14 protein-coding genes and 1 pseudogene are annotated in these 15027 nt (G+C 67.2%); 5 read left to right on the forward strand and 10 right to left on the reverse strand.

Translation table 11 applies throughout. The features are described from left to right. Positions 1 to 38 precede the first annotated feature (38 nt). Together DY262_RS09855 and DY262_RS09860 are read left to right on the forward strand one after the other, a co-directional pair. Positions 39 to 1190, forward strand: a complete 1152-nt coding sequence (locus tag DY262_RS09855; protein ID WP_070400781.1) for an acyl-CoA dehydrogenase family protein — start codon at positions 39 to 41, stop codon at positions 1188 to 1190. 92 nt (positions 1191 to 1282) lie between these two features. After that, positions 1283 to 1993: a TetR/AcrR family transcriptional regulator gene (locus tag DY262_RS09860; RefSeq protein WP_083293313.1), complete on the forward strand. Its 711-nt coding sequence runs from the start codon at positions 1283 to 1285 to the stop codon at positions 1991 to 1993. Between the two features lie 178 nt (positions 1994 to 2171). Here the strand turns inward: DY262_RS09860 and DY262_RS09865 are convergent, their stop codons facing one another. From DY262_RS09865 to DY262_RS21605, 3 genes and pseudogenes are all read right to left on the reverse strand, one after another. Continuing rightward, positions 2172 to 3104: a YozE family protein gene (locus tag DY262_RS09865; protein ID WP_070400783.1), complete on the reverse strand. Its 933-nt coding sequence runs from the start codon at positions 3102 to 3104 to the stop codon at positions 2172 to 2174. 263 nt (positions 3105 to 3367) lie between these two features. Further along, positions 3368 to 3952, reverse strand: a pseudogene (locus DY262_RS09870) (SDR family NAD(P)-dependent oxidoreductase). A 46-nt stretch (positions 3953 to 3998) separates the two neighbouring features. Beyond that, on the reverse strand, positions 3999 to 4508 hold the full coding sequence (locus DY262_RS21605) for a hypothetical protein (protein ID WP_139147118.1): 510 nt from the start codon (positions 4506 to 4508) through the stop codon (positions 3999 to 4001). Between the two features lie 422 nt (positions 4509 to 4930). Here DY262_RS21605 and DY262_RS09875 point away from each other — a divergent pair, with 422 nt between their 5' ends. After that, positions 4931 to 5176: a hypothetical protein gene (locus DY262_RS09875; protein WP_070400785.1), complete on the forward strand. Its 246-nt coding sequence runs from the start codon at positions 4931 to 4933 to the stop codon at positions 5174 to 5176. A 406-nt stretch (positions 5177 to 5582) separates the two neighbouring features. Here the strand turns inward: DY262_RS09875 and DY262_RS09880 are convergent, their stop codons facing one another. After that, on the reverse strand, positions 5583 to 6635 hold the full coding sequence (locus tag DY262_RS09880; protein ID WP_147326206.1) for a hypothetical protein: 1053 nt from the start codon (positions 6633 to 6635) through the stop codon (positions 5583 to 5585). A 244-nt stretch (positions 6636 to 6879) separates the two neighbouring features. Next, entirely contained in the window at positions 6880 to 7932 is a 1053-nt protein-coding gene (locus tag DY262_RS09885) for a DMT family transporter (RefSeq protein ID WP_116958707.1), read from the reverse strand. Positions 7933 to 8198: 266 nt separating this feature from the next. On the opposite strand from DY262_RS09885, the gene DY262_RS09890 reads away from it, so the two are divergent. Beyond that, entirely contained in the window at positions 8199 to 9743 is a 1545-nt protein-coding gene (locus tag DY262_RS09890) for a methyl-accepting chemotaxis protein (protein ID WP_116958708.1), read from the forward strand. 167 nt (positions 9744 to 9910) lie between these two features. Next, a complete protein-coding gene (locus tag DY262_RS09895) occupies positions 9911 to 10222 on the forward strand; it encodes a DUF4148 domain-containing protein (RefSeq protein WP_116958709.1) in 312 nt (103 codons plus the stop codon). Between the two features lie 78 nt (positions 10223 to 10300). On the opposite strand, the gene DY262_RS09900 is transcribed toward DY262_RS09895, so the two are convergent. From DY262_RS09900 to DY262_RS09920, 5 genes are read right to left on the reverse strand one after another with little or no spacing between them, the layout of a single operon-like run. Beyond that, positions 10301 to 10981 carry a PqiC family protein gene (locus DY262_RS09900; protein WP_116958710.1) on the reverse strand — a complete coding sequence of 227 codons (681 nt, stop codon included), beginning with the start codon at positions 10979 to 10981 and terminating at the stop codon, positions 10301 to 10303. Next, a complete protein-coding gene (locus DY262_RS09905; RefSeq protein ID WP_116958711.1) occupies positions 10978 to 11946 on the reverse strand; it encodes an MlaD family protein in 969 nt (322 codons plus the stop codon). The genes DY262_RS09900 and DY262_RS09905 overlap by 4 nt, the downstream gene beginning before the upstream one ends. Next, positions 11943 to 12728, reverse strand: a complete 786-nt coding sequence (locus DY262_RS09910) for an ABC transporter ATP-binding protein (RefSeq protein ID WP_116958712.1) — start codon at positions 12726 to 12728, stop codon at positions 11943 to 11945. The genes DY262_RS09905 and DY262_RS09910 overlap by 4 nt, the downstream gene beginning before the upstream one ends. Continuing rightward, positions 12729 to 13493 (reverse strand): MlaE family ABC transporter permease, encoded by a 765-nt coding sequence (locus DY262_RS09915; protein WP_116958713.1) that lies wholly within the window; start codon positions 13491 to 13493, stop codon positions 12729 to 12731. 59 nt (positions 13494 to 13552) lie between these two features. Next, complete coding sequence (locus tag DY262_RS09920; protein WP_181936464.1) at positions 13553 to 14893, reverse strand: MFS transporter; 1341 nt, start codon at positions 14891 to 14893, stop codon at positions 13553 to 13555. Positions 14894 to 15027: the final 134 nt, after the last annotated feature.

A 15027-nucleotide genomic window follows, 5' to 3' on the forward strand; every position in this document is an offset into this window, starting at 1 on the left:
GCCCGTCGGAACCGACAGACAAAATTCAAGGATGAGCAATGAGCAGCGTGTCGAATGCGTTTTTGAGCGAACAGGAAGTGATGATCCGGGAGTCGGCCCGCCGCGTGGCCAACGAGGTGGTGGCCAGCACCGCTGCCGAGCGCGACCGCAGCAGCGCCTGGCCTCACGATGAAATCCGGGCGGTGGCTGAACTCGGCTTCATGGGAATGCTGGCGCCCCAGGCCTACGGCGGATCTGGGCTGTCGTTCGTGGAGTACTGCCTGGCTATTGAGGAATTCGCCGCAGCCGATGGCGGCTTTGCCACCATGATGCATGTGCACAACTCGGCCGCGCACGTGCTGCGGTCGTTTGGCACCGAGGAGCAGATGAACTCCTTTCTGCCCGAGCTGGCCAGTGCGCAACGTATCGGGGCCTTCCTGCTGTCCGAACCCCAAGCTGGATCGGACACCGCCGCCATCCGCACCACGGCCCGGCGCGAGGGCAACAGCTATGTGCTCAATGGGAGCAAGCAATGGATCTCAAACGGCAGCGAGGCCGGCTTCGCACTGGTGGTCGCCGCCACGGGCGATCCGGGCTCCCGCGACCGCTTCAGCCTCTTCATCGCGGATCCGAAGGAACCGGGGTACCAGTGCCTTCGAATCGAGAACAAGCTGGGTCAGCACACGGCTCACACCGCCCAGATCCAGTTGGACAACCTGCGTGTGCCAGCGAAGAACATGGTTGGCGAGGAAGGGCGTGGCTATGGCAAGGCGCTCTCCTTGCTGTCGGATGGCCGCATCGCGATCGCAGCGCTGTCCATCGGCATTGCCCGTGCTGCTTTGGAGGCCGCGATCCACTACGCGAAGGAGCGGGAGGCCTATGGCAAACCGATCGCCGAACTGCAGGCCGTGAGCTTTGACCTGGCGGAGATGGCCACGCAGGTGGACGTGGCCCGCCAGTTCATGCTGTACGCCGCGCGCCTGACGGATGCGAAACTGCCGTCCATCAAAGAGGCTGCGATGGCCAAGCTATTTGCCAGCGAAATGGCAGAGAAGGTCTGTTCGGCTGCGCTGCAGGTCCATGGCGGCTACGGCTACGTGAATGACTTCCCCGTCGAGCGCTATTACCGCGACGTGCGGGTGACGAAGATCTACGAAGGCACCAGCCACATCCAGAGGCTGATTATTGCGCGCCAGATCTTGGCAGGATGACTCGGGCTTGCGACTTGAAGCTGCGATTAGCCTGTCCGATATCATCGAAGCCCAGCCTGCATCCGGGTTAACGCGCAGAGGACACTGCAAGAATGAGCACGCAGATTGACGCCAAGCCTAAGTCGAGACCCCGCGGCAACGCCGCCAGACGTCCAGGCAAGGGCGTTAAGTGGAACAACGCGGTGGGTGGCGCGGATGAGCAGTACCAGCTCAAGAAGCAGGCGGTCATTGCCGAGGCTTCTCGCACCTTTGGCCGCCATGGGTACAAGAACGTGTCCCTGGACGAGATTGCCGCCGCGCTCAATGTCACCAAGCCCGCTCTCTATTACTACTTCAAGAACAAGCAGGAGCTGATCTACGAGTGCCACGAACTGTCGATGAGGCTTGGTGACCAGGTGCTGAAAGACGCCATTGCATCAGAGGGAACCGGGTATGGGCGCGTCACTACCTTCATCAAGAACTACATCTCTCTGCTGACCGACGAGATGGGGGCCCCTGCCATCCTCCACGACTTCTCTGCGATGACGGCGGCGGATCAGCGCAAGATCACCTTGAGGCGCCGCAAGTTCGATTTGGAGTTGCGCCAGGTGTTCGAAGAAGGCATACGGGATGGATCCATCGCACCGTGCGATGCCAAGCTGGCGGTCTTCTGGTTCATGGGAGCCGTCGGCGGGATTTCCCAGTGGTTCCACGCAGAAGGTCGTCTGCGTGGGGATCAGGTCGCCGACATATTCATCGGCCTGCTGGCCCATGGCATTCGACCGGCTGCGCCGGAAAAGGGCGGCGCGAGGGGGAAGTCTTGATCCGATGTTCGGAACCATTGACCGTGATCAGCCAGCCCTGAAGCGCGTAAAGAAGTCGAATGCCACAGTCGATTGACCCAGACCCTGCCGCAAAAGCGGGGCGTACCGAGCCCGAGGTCGAGCGGGCCAAGTGCGCCTTGCGGCCGCAAAGACTTAGGTCTTCGGCGGCCGCAGGTTCTCAGTTGGGAAAGTCCGCACCGCGGATGTCGTCGAAGAACCACTCGTCAACGGTCAGCTTGAGCGTACCGCGCTTCTTCATCAGTTTGGCCGCAAGCTTCGGAGACGCGTAGTTGGTGAAGTCGAACTCGAATCCCGTGCGCACGTCCCCACTGTGGTTCGTCAGTTCCATCGCCTCTGCATCGGTCAGCTCGTGCGCTTCGGCCACAGTCAGCTTGAGCTCTGCGGCCAATGCCTCAGCCAGTGTGCGATGGCGCAACTCCCCGCCCTCAAACTCGCGCCAGGCCTGACGCGCGGCGCGAACGACGTGTGAGCCGTAGCCCGCAAAGTAGTCTTCCACCTCGCGCCAGGTAGAAGCCCCGATAGGGAAGGATTTGTCACGCTGGATGTCGCCAGCGACATCACCAATTGGGTCACTGCGACCTCGCTGGCCTTCGAGCCAGCGATGGAATGGAGCGCGCGCAGCCTCTTTTGCGACCTGTGTTGCACGCAAAGGCGTCTCCAGCACGTTCGGGGCACCGTCAGGGCGGTACTTCCGGCCGCGCTCCTCGGCCGGCAAGGTGTTCCATTGAGCAAGGCTGGAGAGGAAGCGCTCGCCGTCCTTGCCGTCGGTGTGATAGCTGGTGGGCACCAGGTGGTCCAGTGGCCAAAAGACGTCACAACGGGCGCAATAGCACTTCGTAGGGTCGTCTTCCACAACGTCTCCGTGCAGGTAGTAGCGGTACGGACCGGATGGGCGCAACGGCTTCGGCGCGTCCGCGACAGCCTGCGACGAGCTATCGCTGTGCTTCGACAGCAGCGACCAGTTGGTGAAGCCGTTCTGCACCGCAATGCGGTCCAGGGCTTCGCTGTGGCAGATGGAGAGTGCGCGGCCGAGCTTCTTCGCTTCGCGGCGGAAGCGCTCGAGCTGCAAGGGAGAGAAAGATGTAGCCATGACTTGACTCCGCGGTCGCGGCAAGTCCGATGCGCCCACACACCGAGCCAGCGGCGACCATTGGAAGGTCAAGGCAGGACTCGTCTTGAAACTCGCGCTGTCAGTACGACTTCGCCTCGTGGGCGGGCAAGCCGGCGGAACGGCTTGAGCCGAAGCATAGCGACACTTGGGCCGAATTGTCTAGTACCCCTGGAGGCGTCAGCAGCGCACCAGACGCCTACCTGTTGAACGTTCGTAAAGTCGCGTGCCTGTCTCACGTACATCTAGGTGCTCAGGCCGCCATCGACCATCAGGAGACTTCCGGTAGTGAAGGAGCTCATGTCCGACGCCAGATACAACGCCGAACGTGCGATTTCCGGAGGAGTGGCATGGCGTCCCAGCGAAATCTACTCGTCAAACATGGTTGCGGCATCTCGTTGGATGGCCTGCGAAATCTGCCGCTCTATGCCGAGCTGGAAGTCATTGGAAACCGGTCCAGGGTGAAGGGTGTTCACTCGGATGCCCCGGTGGCCTGCCTCCTTCGAGATGGAGCGCATCAGACCAATCTGCGCATGCTTGGCAGTGATGTAGGCGTACACGCCCTCAGCTCCAATGACGCCTGCCACACTGCTCGTGATGATGATGCTGCCGAAGTCGGCCATGTGCGGAAGAGCGTACTTGCAGACCAGAAACGCGCCGCGAACGTGTACAGCCATCACGCTGTCAAACACGTCTTCCGGGTACTCCGCGAGCGGCGCCACGACGCCAGCATTGCCAGCGTTGCTGAACAATACGTCGATGCGGCCCCAGGCTTGGCGCGCGGCTTCGATGAACGAACGAACGTCCTCGGCGCGTCTTACATCGGTCATGTGCACGTGAACCCTGTCGTCGTTGAGTGACTTCACTGCCCAAGAATCACTTTGCCTTGGAGCAACGTCTCGGACTGAGCCTGCTTTTCGCGGTGGGCAGTTGCCGTGCCACTTCAGGCATTGTCATTCCTTCCAGCACGTGGGTGATGACTTGCCGCTCTCGTCCCGAGAGAGCCGCCATGGTGTGCCTGGAGAGCTTGGCTGTCGCTCTCTCCTGCCTCGCCACTTGCATGTGGCGTCTTACCGCGCTGCAGGTAAGTCGTGCCTTCTGAGTCAACGCAGAGATGTCTTTTCCGTCGAAATCAGGGTGGGAAAGGCTGCGGCAGAGGTTCACGGCTACGCGGCAGCCATCGCGGAACACCGCCAGCAGGGAGAGTCGTTCTCGAATTCCCGTCTCTGCGTAGCAGACGGCGCGGTACTCCTCGTTGGAGACGTGTTCGGCCAACTGGTGGCTGCACCACAACTGCAATGCGCTCGTTGGCTTCTGTCTGCCAAGCCACAGCATGTTGGAATCCTGCAGGTCGAATCCCATGCGCAGGTAGTCGACCGCGGTCATCGATGCGGCTTACATAAGGGAGTGTTCAGCACCGCATGGGTGAACTCAATCAGCGGTGCGGGCGCTTTCGGCGCAAGTGCTGCGCTCGATATCGTTTAGGTTGAAAGCACTTTTCTCCGTTGGATTTCTTGTCTCTCCCTGGTCGTTGATACGCTCTGTAGCGCACGTAGAGATTCTCTAGACCAATGGCCGATTCGATGTCCTACGGAATCAGGACGGGCCAACCCGAAAAACCTCACCGCGTCAGTAGCGAGTCGACGGTCCAGTAACTGGTCGCCGTGGCCCATGCCGCATTCGCACTCACCGTCTTGTCGCTCTCAATCTGCGGTGGGGCTGGGGGTGCTTCCACGTCAAACCAGCCGTAGAGTGGTCGGCACTGGTGCTTCAGCCTTGGGAGCGTTGTCAGCGGAGAGGCCAAGATCATGGCGACTTTGGTGGAGATTGCAAACGCACTGGTCTATGCGGGACGGACCAAGCTGAGCAGCGTCACTCTAGAAACGCGGGCGCGATGCATCGGCGTTTCGATGTTTGTAGAAGCAGACTCCTCGAAACTCGTCGTGCCTGTCTGGGACGGTCTTTTGAGGCCGAAGGGGTTGCCCGAGGACGTCCACGCCAAGCCGTTGGCCCTCGTTGTGCGCGCCATCTACTCCGACGAATTGCGCGCGTAGTTGGTGGCGTTGGGAATTGAGTGCAAGTCAAGTGTCCTGAAGAATGGACCAAGTTCTTGAGGGAGGATTCTCAGATGAGGCAGAGGCGTCATCCGCAAGGCCAACATTCCGCTCGAAAACTGAGGGTGTGGTCCCCCGAAGGCGGCAGAAGATCGGTCTACTGATCTATGTTGCTTAGACGAAGAAACGCACCAGGATGCGCAGTTCTCGACTCTATTTGCTGCAACGCAGCGGTAGGCCACGCGGACTGCGGCGGCAGTTTTCGACATTGGGCGGAGTACGATGTCCTTCGACCTTGGCGAAGACCGCATGCGCCCTAGCGGGCAGTTTGCGACATTATTTGATCAGAATATCGATTGCGCGATCCGGCGCCAGCCCTCGGCGAATCCGCCGAGCGGATGGGGGGCTATCTCGATGCCACGGCGGGCTGCTCGTAACTGGGTGGCGGCGCGTTTCCCTGCTTCAAGGCCGCCGCCAGCCCACGAATCGAGCTCAACTCGGCGTCCGACATCACGATGTCGCCCACCGGCATCTTCTGCGCCTGGGCCCGAGCGAACATCTCGATGCCTTGGGAGGGGTCTTCGCCCAGTGCGTGCAACTCCCGCGTCGCGAATTCGGCGGCCGTCGGGTAGACGCCGTCCAGGCCGAAGTAGAGGATCGACTTCGAGACGTACCGTCCGGACAGCCAACTGCCTCCCGGGATGATGGCCAGAGCCACATGCCCCGCCAGGCCAGGCACCGCCGCGAGTCGCGCCTTGGTTCTGCGCGACTCGGCTTCGGGCGACGAGGTGATGTACAGGCCATAGGCCGCCAGCCAGCGCAGATCGTTCGCCGTCTGGGCTTGCTTGAGCAGGTTCGTCGGGAGTTTGATGCCCGGCGACAGGTCGAACCCCAGCTGGTGCGGGTTGGGATCGAAATAGGTGCTGTACACACCCGCTTCGCATGCCGGCTTTCCGAGCAGCTCCACCGCCTGGCCATCGTCGAGCGTCACCTGGAAGGGCTGGCCTGGCTGCAGGCCATGGCGGGCCTTTCGAAGCGCCACCATCGCCGAGTAGGGCTCGTCGGGTTCAATGGCCCGGCCGTTGATGGCCACCACGACGTCGCCGACCTTGAGCTTGGGCTCGGCCGTCGGGTCCACCCACACGACACGGGCCTTGTGGTCCACGCCAAGCTTGGCATAGGCCGCGCGCAGCTCATCGCTCAGCTGCTGGGGGTCGACGTGGCCCGTCGTCATCAGAATGAAGGGCTCGTGCGGGTGAGCCGTGCTGCAGTAGCGCTGTGTTGCCATGCGCTGGGCCTGTTCGTAGACGGCGCGCAGCAGGCCGATCTCGTTGTGGAGCTGAACCCGCGCCTGCTCCAGGGCGCCGGGGGAGACAGGCATGTCTTTGGCGATGCGCTGCGAGGCGCAGCCCGCCAGGGCGAAAAGCGACATCGCCAGAAGGAATGTGCGCAGTGTCATTTCAGATGGTTCGGCGCTGTCCCATGGCTGTGCCGACAGCCGGTGGCCCCGCGGTGGCGAAAGCCCGCCAGGTCGCGGGCCGTGGATGCTTGCATTTGAGCTAGCTATCGGCGACGGCGCCGAAAGCTTGAGGCCTTGCCGGCCGCGCTCGGTTCAACGCGGAAGACCCAGCCCCTGCCCATTCCTTCCGCGTTGAGCGCTCGCTCGCGCCCCCCCACCGGGTGCTCGACGCGCGAGGGGGCTCTCAATGCGTATGGCCGTGGTGCAGGTCGGGCACATGGGGGTGCGCATGCACCTGTGCCGCATGGACATGGCGATGGCTGTGAGCCCCCTGGGGCATGGGCTCGTGGTGGTGGTCGTGGTGGCCGTCGTCGTGCGTGTGGGCGTGCTCGTGTTCGGTGGGCTCGTGCGCGTGTTCGTGCTCATGCGACTCCAGCAGATGCAGCGCGATGCCCGCGAGCATGAGTGCGCCGCCCAGCACCAGCAGCAACGATCCACCGCGTTCCCCGAGGCCCCATGCACCCAGCGCGCCAATGAAGGGCGCAAAGGCGAACACGGATCCCGTGCGCGCGGCGCCAAAGCTGCGCTGGGCCAGCAGGTAGAAGCGAAGGCTCAGGCCATAGCCGCTGGCGCCGATGCCCACCAACCCGCAGGCCACCCAACCGCCGGGCAGGGGTTCGCCGAATGCCCAGGCCAGGGTGAACGTGGCCACCGCGCCCAGACAGGATTTGCTCAGCACGACTTGCCCGGGGTCGCGGTCGGCGAGCCCTCGCGACAAGCTGTTGTCCACGCCCCAGGCGGCGGTGGCCACCATCACCGCGACCAGGCCGAACAGCTGCGCGTGGCCCTGCAAGCCTTGCTCGAATGCGAGAACCACGCCGCCAGCCAGCAGCGAGGCCATGGCCAGGACGACGCGCTTGTCCACGGTCTCCCCATACAGGCGCCATGCCAGAACGGCGGTGAAAAAGGCTTCGAGGGTCAACATCAGCGAGGCCGAAGTGCCGCTGGTGCGCTGCAGGCCCCAGGCCAGGGCAACCGGCCCGATGACGGCACCCGACAGCGCCATCCCCAGCAAACGGCCGGTGTCGCCGAGCCGCAGTGGCGCTTCGCGCTCCCGGGGGCGGCGCACAAACAGCGACACCAGGCTGGCACCGCCGTAGAGGAGGGCGGCCGTGGTGAATGGGCCGAGGCCCTGGCCCCACCGCTGGACGAAGGGTGTGCTCAGGCCGAAGAGCGTGGCCGCCAGCAGCGCCAGCAGGCCACCTTTGAGCACGGGTGAAAGCGATCCGTGTGTCATGTCATGGCGACGGGTGAAGGGCGAGGCAACGAAGTGGCCCGGGTGAGAGAGAACGGCATGCGGATTCTGCTTCCTTCTGTCGGCCGCGACCGGCGCGCGTGAACGCGTCGCCCACGGGGGCTTGGGTGCGCGGCGCACCGGCCCGCGGTCCAGCGGTCGGCGGGCGGCTCAAGAACACCCACACGCCGTCGATACGGGAAGCACGCCCCCGCCGTGTCTGGCGCAGGGGCGAAACCCACCTTTCCGTACTACATCGGTTCTATCGGATGACACTCAATGACCTCAAGGTCGGCAGCCGCCTGGCCTTTGCCTTTGGACTGGTTCTGCTCATCACGGCCCTCATGTCCGGCATCGGGGTATGGCGCCTGCAGGAACTGGCCGACACGACGCAACGGCTCGCCACCACCGACAACGAGAAGCTCCAGCTGGCCGTGCGCTGGCGCCAGACCATCGATCTGAACTGGGTCCGCACGCGCGCCGCGGTACTGGACTCGGACACCAGCCGCATCAGCGATTGGCAGGCCCGCATGGACAAGACCTCCGAGATCACCCTGGCCTCGCGCAAGCGGCTGGTGGAGCTGGTGCAGGAGGACGAAGGCAAGCGCCTGATCGCGGCCATTGATGCCGCGCGCGAGGCCTACCGCACGCCGCGCGCGAACCTGCTCAAGCAGCGCCTGATCGGCGAGGACGTGAGCGCGGCGCTGGAGCGCGATCTGCGCCCGCTGGCCGAGGCCTATCTGGGCTCCATCGCCAAGCTCGAGGAGTACCAGCAGTCCCTCTATGACCAGGCCCTGGCCCAGGCCCATGCCAACGCGGCCCAGGGCCGCTGGATCCTGATCGTCGGCGGTGTGTTCGCCGTGCTGCTGGGCGCGGCCGCCGCCTTCGTGTTGAGCCGCTCCATCACCGTGCCACTGCGCCAGGCCGCCGACGGCGCGCGCCGCATCGCCGAGGGCGACCTCACCAGCCGCATCCACAGCGAAGGCCGCGACGAAGCGGCGCAGCTGCTGCAGGCCCTCAAGGGCATGCAGGACAACCTGGCGCGCGTGGTCGCCAACGTGCGCGGCAACGCCGAAGGCGTGGCCTCGGCCAGCACGCAGATCGCGCAGGGCAACAGCGACCTCTCGGCCCGCACCGAGCAGCAGGCCTCGGCGCTGGAGGAGACGGCCGCGTCGATGGAGCAGCTCAGCGCCACCGTGCGCCTGAACGCCGACAACGCGCAGCAGGCCAACCAACTGGCGCGCAGCGCCTCCACGGTGGCCGAGCAGGGGGGCGAGGTGGTGGCCCAGGTGGTCGACACCATGAAGGGCATCAACGACAGCTCGCGCCGCATCGCCGACATCATCAGCGTGATCGACGGCATCGCCTTCCAGACCAACATCCTGGCGCTCAACGCGGCGGTGGAAGCCGCGCGCGCTGGCGAGCAGGGCCGCGGTTTCGCGGTGGTGGCGGGCGAGGTGCGCAACCTGGCCCAGCGCAGCGCCGAGGCGGCCAAGGAGATCAAGGGCCTGATCACCGCCAGCGTGGAGCGTGTCGAACAGGGCTCGGCCCTGGTGGACCGCGCCGGCGCGACCATGACCGAGGTGGTGGCCAGCATCCGCCGCGTGACCGACATCGTGGGCGAGATCAGCGCCGCCAGCAGCGAGCAGAGTTCGGGTGTGGCCCAGGTGGGCGAGGCCGTGACGCAGATGGACCAGGCCACGCAGCAGAACGCGGCGCTGGTGGAGGAAAGCGCGGCCGCGGCCGCCAGCCTCAAAACCCAAGCCGCCCAGATGGTGGAGTCGGTGGCGGTGTTCCGGCTGAACCAGGGCTGAGCCGCGGGCGCTGGTGCCCGAGACAGTTGCCTAATCAGCAACTATTCATTTCCGTTTGGCTTGTTTATTCCTTTGAAGGCAGTCTTTACAGTTCATCCCATGCCGAACAGAAAGCGGCATCGAGATTCAAATCACTGTCTATCCGCTGTCTTTTTAAAGGAATTGTCATGAAAACCGCCAAAAACATCGCCCTTTCCCTTGCTCTGGCCCTGGGCGCCGGTGCCGCCTTCGCCGAAGGCCCCATCGAAGGCAACGAAGTCTTCAACTTCCAATCCACCCTGAGCCGCGCCGAGGTGCAGGCCCAGGCCGTGCAAGCCAATCAGGCCGGCCTGGTCGCCCGCGGCGAGATCTTCCCGGTCGACCAGGCCGTGGCCAGCAGCGGCCTGAGCCGCGACGAGGTCCGCGCCGAAGCGATCCAGGCCCAGCGCACGGGCCGCACCGCGCGCGGCGAGATCGTGTCGGTGGAAGCGGGCGCCTGAGCCCCAGGGCGCGCGCCGCGCCCTCGCCCGACATTCACAGCGGCGGCCCCTCGGGGCCGCCGCTTTTGCTTGGGCGGTTTACCCTCCGGGCGCCCTGGCCGGCGATGGGGGCGCGGCCGGTGGCGGTGTGAGCGCCATCGCACGCGCCACCGCCGCCGCCGCGTCGGTGGCCAGGCGGTCCAGCAGCGCGGCGTAGGCCTGGGCCTGGGCCTGCGGCGTGTCCGCGCCGGCCGCCAGTTCGTAGTCGAGCCGCTGGCTGGTCGCCGTGCGTGGCGCGGCGCCCATGGACGCCACCACGAGGCGCGCGCTCGCCTTCAGCTGGCGCTGCGCGCGCGAATAGTCCATGCGGTCGATCACCACGCGCAGGCCCGCCACCGGCGACCACTCCGAACACTGGGCCTCGCAGATGCGCCAGTCCGGCAACCGGGCGCGCAGTCCGGAGGTGAACTCGCGCGCCAGGCCCACCTCGATGCGCTCGGCCCAGAAGGTGTCGGGCCATTCGGCCAGGGTGCTGCCGTCGGTGCGGTAGCGCACGCGCCGCGAGACGAGGTACTCCGGAATCTGCAGGCGCGCGACCGCGAGCGTGGCGCCCTCCACCGGCGGCGCGGCCGCTGGCGCGGTGGCGATGGCCGGGGCGCCCGGCAGGGTCAGCAGCGTGGGCGCCCGCTCGGGCGCCGAGGCGCAGCCGGTGAGGACGGCCGCGGCGGTGGCCGCGAGCGTGAGGGCCGCGGCGCGGCGGGGGAAGGAGGGCGTGCTCATTCGCGTCGGTTCCCGAAAATGATGGCGTTGGGTTGTTCTTCGAGCAGCTCGGCGAACGAGCGCAGACCGCGCGCGGCCTGCGAGAGGTCGCGCACCGCGGTTTCCAGGTCGGCGCGCAGCGGCGCGTCCGGCGCGGACAGGTCGGCCAGGCGGTCCATGGCCAGCTTGGCCGATTGCGTGGCCTCGCGCGCGCCGACCAGCGCGCGCTGCAGCTCCGGGCGCGCTTCCTGCAGCGACTGTTCGGTGCTGCGCGACAGCCGCTCGACGGACGCCAGCGCCGCCGTCGAGCTGGCCTGCACCTGGCGGATGGTCTCCGTGGCCGCGGTCAAGGTCTGGCGCGAGGCCGCCGCCGTCAGCTTGAGCTCCGCCGAAGCCTCGGACAGCGCCACCTGCACGCCGCTCAGCGTCTTCTGCACCACCACGAGGGTGTTGCGCATTTCCTCTGCCGTGGCGCGCATCTCGCTCACGGTGTCGCGCAGCGGCAGTTCGGCCACCTGTTGGATCAGCGGGCCGAAGCGGTCCTGCAGCGCCGGGATCTCCGGGTGGCGCGAACCGCCGTGCAGCGTCGCGGGCGTCTGCGGCGCGAAGTCGAGTTCGACCGCCTTCTGGCCGGTCACGATGCTTTCGGACACCAGCCGCGCGCGCAGGCCGCGCGCCACCAGCGCGGGCACGTCGACGCCCGCGCCCGCGAGCGCCGAGGCCTGCAGCCGCAGGACCACGGGCACCGTGGTGCGCAGCGTCGCGCCATCGACGCGGATGCCGATCTCGGTGACCTGGCCGATGGCCACGCCGCGAAAGGTCACCGGCGCGCCGATCGACAGGCCGCTGACGTTGTCTTCATAGAACACCGTGGCCTTTTGCTGGTCGCTGAACCAGTCCTTGCCGCCGAGCCAGAAGATGGCGGCCAGCACGATGAACAGGGCGGCGACGACGAAGCTGCCGATGAGCAGGGCGTAGCGTTTCATGCGGAATCTCCCCGCGCGCTGGGCGCTGGTGGGTCGGGCGGCGCTTCCCTTCGCAGGAAGGCATCGACCGTGGGATGGACGTGGGCCCGCGCGAGTTCGCGCGGGCAGCCGCGCGCGATCGGCGTTTTGCTGTCGGCGTCCAGGAACAGGCCGTCGTCCGCGATGGCGAACAGACTGGGCAGTTCGTGGCTGACCAGGACCACGGCCGCGCCGGTGCGCTGGCGGATGTCGAGGATCAGGTCGTCGAGCCGGCGCGAGCTGATCGGGTCCAATCCCGCCGAGGGCTCGTCGAGGAACAGCAGCGGCGGCTCGGCGGCGATGGCGCGCGCCAGCCCCGCGCGCTTCTTCATGCCGCCGCTGAGTTGGGCCGGCATCTGGTCGGCGGCGTGGTCCAGGCCCACCCAGGCCAGCACCTCGCGCGCGCGCGCTTCCTGCGCCCGGGCATCCAGGGCCGTCTGCCGCGCCAGCGCCAGGCAGACGTTGTCCAGCACGGTCATGGACGACCACAGCGCCGCGCTCTGGAACAGCATGCCGAACTTCAGCCGCATGGCTTCGCGCTCGGCCTCGCCGCTGGCCCAGTAGTCGACGCCGCCGTGGCGCACCGTGCCGCTGGCCGGCGGCAGCAGGCCCACCAGGTGCTTGAGCAGGGTGCTCTTGCCGCAGCCGCTGCCGCCCATGATGGCGAAGATGCGGCCGGCTTCCACGTCGAACGAGATGCCGCGCTGGATCAGGCGATCGCCGAAGCGCATCTCCAGGTCTTGCACGCTCAGCAGCGCCGCCATTCAGATCCCCAGCGTGTTCGCGACCAGCGCGAACACGGCGTCGATGACGATGATGGCCACGATGCTGGTCACCACCGCGCCCGTGGTGGCCAGGCCCACGCCCGCGGCGTTGCGCTGCGCGTAGAGGCCGTGGTAGCAGCCCACCATGCCGATCAGCGCGCCGAACACCAGCGACTTCGCGGCGCCCAGGCCGAGGTGTGTCCAGGTGAGTGCCTCGGCCGTGCGGTGCATGTAGGCGGCGGGCGAGAGATCGAGCATCACCGAGGCCACCACCATGCCGCCCACCAGGCCCGCGAGACAGGCGAAGACGAACAGCAGCGGCATCATCACCAGCAGCGCCGCCACGCGCGGCAGCACCAGGAAGTCCATTGCCGGCAGGCCCAGCACCTCCAGCGCGTCCACTTCCTCGTTGGTCTGCATGGTGGCCAGCTCGGCCGCGAAGGCCGCGCCGGTGCGCCCGGCGATGACCACGGCGGTGATGATGGCCGCCATTTCGCGCGCCACCGAAATGGCCACCAGGTCGGCGACGAAGATGCCGGCCCCGAACTTGAGCAGCTGCACGGCGCCGACGAAGGCGAGGATGGCGCCCACCAGGAAGTTGACCAGGCAGACGATGCCCACCGCGCGGGCGCTGGTGTCGGCCAGCACGCGCAGGGCGTCCTGCACTCGGTAGCGGCGCCGTCCGCCCAGTGCCGCCACGGCCGAGAGCAGGACCTCGCCGAGAAAGGCCACGGGCCGGCGCGCGAGGGCGAGGGAGACCGGCATCAGGCGCGGACCTTTCGGCGCACGGGGGTGGCAGCGGGAGGGGCTGTCATCGGCCTATCTTATGCAGCCGAGGGCGTTTCCGGCTGTAACCGGTCTCGGTGCGCCAGCGCCGGGAATACCCGCCACCACACGGCCACCACCACCAGGGTGCCGATGCCGCCCAGCAGCACCGAGCCCACCGGCCCCAGCAGCGCCGCCGTCACGCCCGACTCGAACTCGCCGAGCTGGTTGCTCGCGCCGATGAACACCGCGTTCACCGCGCCCACGCGGCCGCGCATCTCGTCCGGGGTCTCGAGCTGCACCAGCGACTGTCGGATCACCACGCTGAACATGTCGGCCGCGCCGCCGACGGCCAGCGCCGCGAAGGCCGCCCAGAAGCTGGTGGCCAGCGCGAAGGCGATCATCGCGGCGCCGAACACCGCCACCGCGCCCAGCAGCCGGCGCCCTGCGCGGCGTGCAATGGGACAGCGCGCCAGGCACAGGCCCACCAGCACCGCGCCCAACGCCGGCGCCGAGCGCAGCAGCCCCAGGCCTTCGGGACCCGTGTGCAGCACGTCGCGCGCGAAGATGGGCAGCAGCGCCGTGGCGCCGCCCAGCAGCACGGCGAACAGGTCCAGCGACACGGCACCCAGCAGCACCGGTCGCCGCCAGATGAAGTGCAGGCCGGCCGTGAGCTGCGACAGGCCAGGCGCCGCGCGCGGTCCCGGCGCGGGCCGGTGGTGCATGCGCAGCACGCCCGCGATGGCCCCCATCAGCAGCAGCCACGACAGCGCGTACACGACCGCCGCGCCCCAGTGCGCGCCCAGGGCGCCGGCCTGGCCGGCCGCATCGGCGGCGGCCAGTGCCCGCGGGTCCATCCGCCGCGCCACCGTCGGTCCCAGGGCGTACAACGCGCCGCCCAGGGCGGGCCCGCCGATCACGGCGGCCTGCATGGTCGAGCTGGCGGCGGCCACCGCGCGTGGCAGCAGGCCCAGCGGCACCAGCGAGGGCAGCAGCGCCTGATGCGCGGGCATCTGCAAGGCGCGCGCCGCGCCCAGCAGAACGGACAGCAGCAGGATCACGTGCGGCCCCACCCAGCCCCCGGCGCTGGCCAGGGCCAGGCAGAAGGCGGCCAGGCATTGCAGGCCCAGGGCGCCGGCCAGCAGCAGGCGCCGGTCGTGCCGGTCCACCAGGTGGCCCGCGGGCAGGGTCAGCAGCAGCGCGGGCAGGAACTGCGCGAGCCCGACCAGGCCCAGGTACCAGGCGCTGGCGGTGAGGTCGTACATCTGCCAGCCCAGCGCCACCATCAGCATCTGGTTGGCGGCGCCGCCGGTCACGCGCGCGGCCAGCAGGCGCAGGTAGTCGCGCTGGTCGCGCAGCCGCGCTGGGACCGTGCCGGGCCGCGTGTCGGTAGGGCTCATGCGGCGAGTCTAGGCGGGTGGGCCACGCCGCCTCGGCGACCGGGAACATGCCCACCCGGTTCACAGACCGATACAGCGGCCCGGGAACGCCGCTTGCCGCGTGGGCTTCCCACACCCATGGCAACGCCGTTCCA

Origin of the sequence: Hydrogenophaga borbori, from assembly GCF_003417535.1 — a bacterium.
In the GTDB taxonomy this organism is placed as follows: domain Bacteria; phylum Pseudomonadota; class Gammaproteobacteria; order Burkholderiales; family Burkholderiaceae_C; genus Hydrogenophaga; species Hydrogenophaga borbori.

Excerpts from the sequence above, each read along its gene's own strand:
- DY262_RS09905 (WP_116958711.1), bottom strand. The coding sequence starts at position 11,946 with ATGAAACGCTACGCCCTGCTCATCGGCAGCTTCGTCGTCGCCGCCCTG.
- DY262_RS09865 (WP_070400783.1), bottom strand. The coding sequence starts at position 3,104 with ATGGCTACATCTTTCTCTCCCTTGCAGCTCGAGCGCTTCCGCCGCGAA.
- DY262_RS09915 (WP_116958713.1), bottom strand. The coding sequence starts at position 13,493 with ATGCCGGTCTCCCTCGCCCTCGCGCGCCGGCCCGTGGCCTTTCTCGGC.
- DY262_RS09920 (WP_181936464.1), bottom strand. The coding sequence starts at position 14,893 with ATGAGCCCTACCGACACGCGGCCCGGCACGGTCCCAGCGCGGCTGCGC.
- DY262_RS09880 (WP_147326206.1), bottom strand. The coding sequence starts at position 6,635 with ATGACACTGCGCACATTCCTTCTGGCGATGTCGCTTTTCGCCCTGGCG.
- DY262_RS09860 (WP_083293313.1), top strand. The coding sequence starts at position 1,283 with ATGAGCACGCAGATTGACGCCAAGCCTAAGTCGAGACCCCGCGGCAAC.
- DY262_RS21605 (WP_139147118.1), bottom strand. The coding sequence starts at position 4,508 with ATGACCGCGGTCGACTACCTGCGCATGGGATTCGACCTGCAGGATTCC.
- DY262_RS09855 (WP_070400781.1), top strand. The coding sequence starts at position 39 with ATGAGCAGCGTGTCGAATGCGTTTTTGAGCGAACAGGAAGTGATGATC.
- DY262_RS09885 (WP_116958707.1), bottom strand. The coding sequence starts at position 7,932 with ATGACACACGGATCGCTTTCACCCGTGCTCAAAGGTGGCCTGCTGGCG.
- DY262_RS09895 (WP_116958709.1), top strand. The coding sequence starts at position 9,911 with ATGAAAACCGCCAAAAACATCGCCCTTTCCCTTGCTCTGGCCCTGGGC.
- DY262_RS09910 (WP_116958712.1), bottom strand. The coding sequence starts at position 12,728 with ATGGCGGCGCTGCTGAGCGTGCAAGACCTGGAGATGCGCTTCGGCGAT.
- DY262_RS09875 (WP_070400785.1), top strand. The coding sequence starts at position 4,931 with ATGGCGACTTTGGTGGAGATTGCAAACGCACTGGTCTATGCGGGACGG.
- DY262_RS09890 (WP_116958708.1), top strand. The coding sequence starts at position 8,199 with ATGACACTCAATGACCTCAAGGTCGGCAGCCGCCTGGCCTTTGCCTTT.
- DY262_RS09900 (WP_116958710.1), bottom strand. The coding sequence starts at position 10,981 with ATGAGCACGCCCTCCTTCCCCCGCCGCGCCGCGGCCCTCACGCTCGCG.